This window comes from Mesorhizobium sp. M7A.F.Ca.MR.176.00.0.0 (genome assembly GCF_004023165.1).
Classification (GTDB): Bacteria; Pseudomonadota; Alphaproteobacteria; order Rhizobiales; family Rhizobiaceae; genus Mesorhizobium.
On the sequence record NZ_RZTC01000198.1, the window covers coordinates 1 to 4,548 of the forward strand.

General features: G+C 64.5%; 6 protein-coding genes and 1 pseudogene (1 of these 7 only partly in view). 3 read left to right on the forward strand and 4 right to left on the reverse strand.

Annotated elements, in window-relative coordinates; all coding sequences use genetic code 11:
• Nucleotides 1-232 precede the first annotated feature (232 nt).
• On the forward strand, nucleotides 233-469 hold the full coding sequence (locus EOB59_RS33330; protein WP_127268047.1) for a hypothetical protein: 237 nt from the start codon (nucleotides 233-235) through the stop codon (nucleotides 467-469).
• Nucleotides 470-553: 84 nt separating this feature from the next.
• On the opposite strand, the gene EOB59_RS33335 is transcribed toward EOB59_RS33330, so the two are convergent.
• From EOB59_RS33335 to EOB59_RS33350, 4 genes are read right to left on the reverse strand one after another with little or no spacing between them, the layout of a single operon-like run.
• The gene (locus EOB59_RS33335) at nucleotides 554-922 is read right to left on the reverse strand and encodes a helix-turn-helix transcriptional regulator (protein ID WP_127331956.1); all 369 of its coding nucleotides are present in this window, start codon (nucleotides 920-922) and stop codon (nucleotides 554-556) included.
• Nucleotides 923-947: 25 nt separating this feature from the next.
• Entirely contained in the window at nucleotides 948-1,478 is a 531-nt protein-coding gene (locus tag EOB59_RS33340) for a Smr/MutS family protein (protein ID WP_127399003.1), read from the reverse strand.
• The gene (locus EOB59_RS33345; RefSeq protein WP_127808567.1) at nucleotides 1,475-2,593 is read right to left on the reverse strand and encodes a murein transglycosylase A; all 1,119 of its coding nucleotides are present in this window, start codon (nucleotides 2,591-2,593) and stop codon (nucleotides 1,475-1,477) included. Before EOB59_RS33345 ends, EOB59_RS33340 begins: the two co-directional genes overlap by 4 nt.
• Before the next feature lie 24 nt (nucleotides 2,594-2,617).
• A complete protein-coding gene (locus EOB59_RS33350) occupies nucleotides 2,618-3,325 on the reverse strand; it encodes a Tim44/TimA family putative adaptor protein (protein WP_127808569.1) in 708 nt (235 codons plus the stop codon).
• 217 nt (nucleotides 3,326-3,542) lie between these two features.
• Between EOB59_RS33350 and EOB59_RS33355 the strand changes: the two genes are divergently transcribed.
• Together EOB59_RS33355 and secB are read left to right on the forward strand one after the other, a co-directional pair.
• Complete coding sequence (locus EOB59_RS33355; RefSeq protein WP_127271639.1) at nucleotides 3,543-4,040, forward strand: FxsA family protein; 498 nt, start codon at nucleotides 3,543-3,545, stop codon at nucleotides 4,038-4,040.
• A 130-nt stretch (nucleotides 4,041-4,170) separates the two neighbouring features.
• Nucleotides 4,171-4,548, forward strand: a pseudogene (secB, locus tag EOB59_RS33360) (protein-export chaperone SecB) (it continues 137 nt past the right edge of the window).

Genomic DNA, 4,548 nt, shown 5'->3' on the forward strand with positions numbered 1-4,548 from the left:
GGGTTAGGGGTGGGGGTCCGTGCCAAGCAGACATCTCAGGAGTTCCATATCCGATAGCCCTGCCCACGAGGGGGAGATGCCCGGCAGGGCAGAGGGGGGCGCTGTCCCGCCAGCGTCTCGCTCGTGGCCCGGCGCCGCGCGCATCCTCTAATAATCTCGCATTTCTCCGTGAACCATTTCGCTCCGGCCTGCGACACACAGCCGTAACCGAAACCAACCATGGAGACTTCAGATGACTGCTTTTCTGCGAAACACCCTTCTTGCCGCTCTCGCGGTGTCGAGCATGGCCGGATCCGCCATGGCCGAGCAGACCACCAGCTGTTCCAAAACCAACCTCAACGACCTCTGGGCCGGCCGCTGTTGCGGTGATGCCGGGGCGTCGGGCTGCCTGGGGGGTGGAAACAATGGCCATGGCGGCAATGGCGATCACGGCCGGGGCGGAAATGGCGGCACGGCCGGCAAGAAATGATCTCACCACTGTGCCCGCTGGCGGTCCGCCGGCGGGCAGTTTCCTGCTGAGGCAGGCGAACCTGCATCACGCTCGGATCGTCGGCTACGGCCGCTGGTTCAACGCCGCGCGGATCGATGCAGTGATGCGGCGAAGCTCGGCCTCGTCGAGTTTCTCGATGTTTTCGGCCAGCAGATTGGCAAGCTCGGTGGCAGCGGGGGAAAGACCCGACGTGTCGATTTTTACACGCGGGTGCGAGGCTTCGGCCAGCCGCGCCAGTTCCTCGGCGTCGTCCCAGATGATGTTGAAATAGCCGATGATCTTCTGGATCAGCGTCCAGGTCGGGGCACCGCGCCTGCCATGTTCGAGCGCCGACAGGTAGGCGGCGCTGACGCCGATCGCCGCCGCCATGTCCTTCTGGCGGACACCGCGTTCGCCTCGTAGCGTGCGCAGCTTCTCTCCGAACGGGGTCATGTCCCCGCCCTCATGATAGAACTCCTCACAGGCGCGCCCGCCGCAGGCGGATATAGAGCGCACCCGAACCGCCATGGTTGCGGGCGGCATGGTCGTGGCTGGAGACGAGCGGCCGGAAGGCGGGCGTCGACAGCCAGGCCGGTACCGCGCGACGCAACACGCCATCGCCGCCGGAGGACGAGCCCTTGCCGGTGATGACCAGGACATAGCGGACGCCGCCGGCATGCGCCCGGTGCAGGAACGAAAACAGCAGCGAATAAGCCTCGTCCTGGGTCATGCCGTGCAGGTCGACACGGCCCTCGATCGGCAGCCGGCCTTTCGACAATTTGTCCAGCGTCGGCTCGTCGAGGCGGTGCGTGACTTGCTGAGCCTTCGGCTTTGCGGTCCCTGCGGCGTTGGCAGAGGCCAGCGCCGGCTGCGGCTGATTTGGCCTGGCCTCGGCGGCAATGTCGGGGACGTCGACGGCAAATTTGCCCTTCAGCGGCTTGGCCGTGCGCGCCACCAGGTTCCACAGAACCCGGTCGTCCTCGCTGAGCTTGTCCGGGCGCCGGGTCATCGGACCGCACCCGCAACGAGCGCGCGCGGCACCAGCGCATAAAAATCCGCGGCATTGCGGACCACGCCGGCGATCTCGCCCGCGGCATCGCCCGAACCGGCGAACAGGTCGCCCCGCGCCGGTCCGGTGATGGCCGAGCCGGTGTCCTGCGCGATCATCAGGCGGCGGAACGGTTTTGCGTCGAAGGCAGTGAGCGTCGGCGCGTCGATGTAAAAGGGCGTGCCGAATGTATGCAGCAGGCGGTCGACGGCGATCGAGCGGCCCGGCGTCAGCGGCACCTTGGCGGCGGCGATCGGGCCAAGGGCCGCGTCCTCGACATCGGCCTCGCGAAAGAAGATGTAGGAGCGGTTCTGACGCAGGATCTCGTCGACGCGGTCCGGATGCGCCTTGAACCAGGCGCGGATCGACTGCATCGTCACCTCCGCCAGCGGGATCTCGCCAATCTCGCTCAGGATCTTGCCGGGCCCGGTGAAGCGCTGGCCGGATTTGGCAGCATAGGTGACGCGGACAAGCCGGCCGTCGGTCATGGCGAGGCGTGCGGCACCTTGCACGTGAATGAAGAAGGCATCGACCTTGTCGGCCAGCCAGGCGATTTCCAGGCCCTTGCCGTCGAGCGCGCCGCGCTCGATCTCGCCACGGTCGGGATACTCGACCGGCCCGTTCGGCGTCTGGCGCGCGAAAGCGAGGTAGGGATCCAGGCCGGGCGGCCGGTTTCCGTCGTCGATATCGACGAGATCGGCCGGGCGCGACAGCAACGGCACCGAAAATCGGTCCGTGCGCACCGGTGAGGCCTCGACTTGCGGTTCATAGAAACCGGTGACGAGCCCGGCGCCGGCATTTTCGGCAGGGATAAGCGCCGGGGCAAAATGACGCTCGAAGAAGGCGCGGGCTTCCCCGCGGGTCGGCGACCGATTCGCCGGCGAAACGGTCCGCGCCTCCGCGTAGGCATCGGCAAAAGCGTGGAAGTCGACGCCGAGCGCACCGCTGCGATAGGGTTTGGTCAGGACATGGAAGGCCGAGCGGCGAAAGGCAGCGAAGGCCGCCAGATGGTCGTCATCGTCCCAGCCGGGCAGGTCGCCGAAGGCTTTCTCGACAAAAAGAGGCGATAGCGACACCGGAGCCTCGCCGCGTGTTTCGAACTAGTCTTCTTCCTCGGTGGCGACGAGCTTCCAGTTCGGATCGCGCGAGCGCGTGTCGCGCGCGAAGGTCCAGACATCCTTGACCTCGGCGACGGTTTCCGGGTCGCCGTCGATGACCGCGCCTGCCTTGTCGCGGGTCGCGGAAATCAGCTCGCTGATGATGCGCAGCGTGACATGCGCCTCGCCGCCCTTCATCTCGGCCGAGACGATGTCGGCCTTGTCGATGCCGACGAAGGAGGACTGGATCTTTTCCGCCTTGGCCTCGCGATCGCCGATGGCGGCGACAAAACCGTCATAGACCTCGCGCGACAACAGGTTCTTCAGCGTTTTTCGATCGCCGTCGGCATAGGCCATGACGATCATCTCGTAAGCCATCTTGGCGCCGTCGACGAAACCCTTCGGCTCGAAGGACAGATCATTGTCCTTGATGCTGCGCAGGCCCTTGTTGAGGTCGGTATCGGGCTTGGCGAAAGCGTCGATCGCGGCATAGGTGTCTGGAGCCGGCTCGCCTGGCGCGCGCTTGCGCGGCAGCGAGACGACGTTTTCGGATTTCTGGGCGGCATCCTTGTCGCCGGTGCGAGCCGCCGAATAGGGATCGAAGGGCGGCCGTTCGCTGCCGGTGCGGCGGCCCAGCACATTGCGCAGCTGGAAAAAGATGACCACCGCCGCAATCAGGAAGAAAATCGTGCCGAAGTCGAAGAATCCCATATCTTCCGCCAATCAATCCCTGCCCTGTGGCCGGACCGTCAGGCCCAATGGCCACGGTCGCATAGCGTTCAACATTCAAAGCATATAGAACGCAAGGCGCAATCATTCAAATCAAAGGCAGGCATACCTATCTAACAGCCTCAGTGCCAGCGGCGATTGCTCGCTGGCGGCCAAAACAATCGAAACGATCATAACAATCGAAAAAGGTTGGCAAGACTTGCGCATTTCGCTGCTTCCCTTCTTTCTCCTCGCGCTTCCGCTGCTGGAAATCGCCGGTTTCGTCATCGTCGGCCGCGAGGTCGGCGCGCTGGCGACGGTCGGCCTCGTGCTGGCCTCAAGCATCGCCGGCGTGCTTTTGCTCCGATACCAGGGCTTTGGTGTGATGGCCCGCATCCGCACCGAGATGGCCGCCGGCCAGAACCCCAGCCGCCACCTTGCGCACGGCGCCATGATCGTGGTTGCGGCGATCCTCCTGATCATCCCCGGCTTCATATCAGACATCATCGGCCTGCTGCTGTTCCTGCCGCCATTGCGCGATTTTGCCTGGAGCCGGTTCAAGGGCCGCATTGTCGTCGCCACCGATTTCTCGACCGGCGGTTTTCGTGGCCGGCGCGACAGGGTCATCGACCTCGAAGACGGCGACTATTCGCGCGAGGACGATCTGAAGCGCGGACCGGATCACAACTCGCCGTGGCGCCGCCTGAAGGACGATTAGGGCGCCGTCCCATCTCCATCCCGCAGCCCGGAAGCAAGGCGGCAAACCTTGTCTTGTCATCCCCGCCATGGTAGCGAACGCCCGATTTCAATTCGGTCAGCGACGCTGCCCAGGCAAGAGGACAAGGCTAATGGCCAGCAAAGATGACGCGCCGGTCGGCGCAGCCAACGGAAACGGCAATGCGGCGCAGCCGTCGCTCAACGTTCTGGCGCAATATGTGAAGGACCTGTCCTTCGAAAGCCCCGGCGCGCCCAATTCGCTGCGCGGCCGCGACAAGGCGCCGGGCATCGCCATTAACGTCAACGTCAACGCCAACCCGCTCTCCGACAAGCAATTCGACGTCAATCTGACGCTGAACGCCAAGGCGTCCTTCGACCAGGAAGTGCTGTTCAATGTCGAGCTGGTCTATGGCGGTGTGTTCGCCATTGCAGGTTTTCCGCAGGAGCACATGCTGCCGATCCTGTTCATCGAATGCCCGCGCCTTTTGTTCCCGTTCGCCCGCCAGATC

Coding starts and splice junctions, on each gene's coding strand:
- EOB59_RS33330 (WP_127268047.1), top strand. CDS start 233: ATGACTGCTTTTCTGCGAAACACCCTTCTTGCCGCTCTCGCGGTGTCG.
- EOB59_RS33335 (WP_127331956.1), bottom strand. CDS start 922: ATGACCCCGTTCGGAGAGAAGCTGCGCACGCTACGAGGCGAACGCGGT.
- EOB59_RS33340 (WP_127399003.1), bottom strand. CDS start 1,478: ATGACCCGGCGCCCGGACAAGCTCAGCGAGGACGACCGGGTTCTGTGG.
- EOB59_RS33350 (WP_127808569.1), bottom strand. CDS start 3,325: ATGGGATTCTTCGACTTCGGCACGATTTTCTTCCTGATTGCGGCGGTG.